Source organism: Mycolicibacterium vulneris (assembly GCF_002104765.1).
In the GTDB taxonomy this organism is placed as follows: domain Bacteria; phylum Actinomycetota; class Actinomycetes; order Mycobacteriales; family Mycobacteriaceae; genus Mycobacterium; species Mycobacterium vulneris.
In genome coordinates this window covers 1-310 of record NZ_NCXM01000119.1, presented here as the reverse complement: position 1 = coordinate 310, position 310 = coordinate 1, and the positions used below count along the sequence as shown (strand labels likewise).

At 60.3% G+C, this 310-nt stretch carries 1 protein-coding gene; it reads left to right on the top strand.

Features of this window, described 5'->3' with window-relative positions; genetic code table 11:
• Window positions 1-23: 23 nt before the first annotated feature.
• A partial coding sequence (locus B8W69_RS29625) for a hypothetical protein (protein WP_133058073.1) occupies window positions 24-310 on the top strand: 287 nt, incomplete at its 3' end.

The following is a 310-nucleotide window of genomic DNA, read 5'->3' as shown; positions in this document are numbered from 1 at the left end:
TGCAAGGACAGTGCAAGCTGCTCGTGAATGCCAACGAAGCCGCCGGCGCCATCCCGCGAAACGAAAGCGACCTGGCTGCGAAGCGTCAATCGTACGAAGCTCTAGTTGTTCGGGCGAGGGCGCTGCAAGTAACTTTGGACGGCTACTCGGAAATAGAATCGAGGCTCCAGCGACTGCAGGCGCAACGCAAAAGCGTCAGCGATCAGTTGGCCGCGGCTACGACAACGGCGGCAAAGAAGCCATTGCTGGACGAGGCCGAGCGTCGCGTGCCAACTCTCGAAGCCGATATCGCCCTCCATAAGGAGAGGCG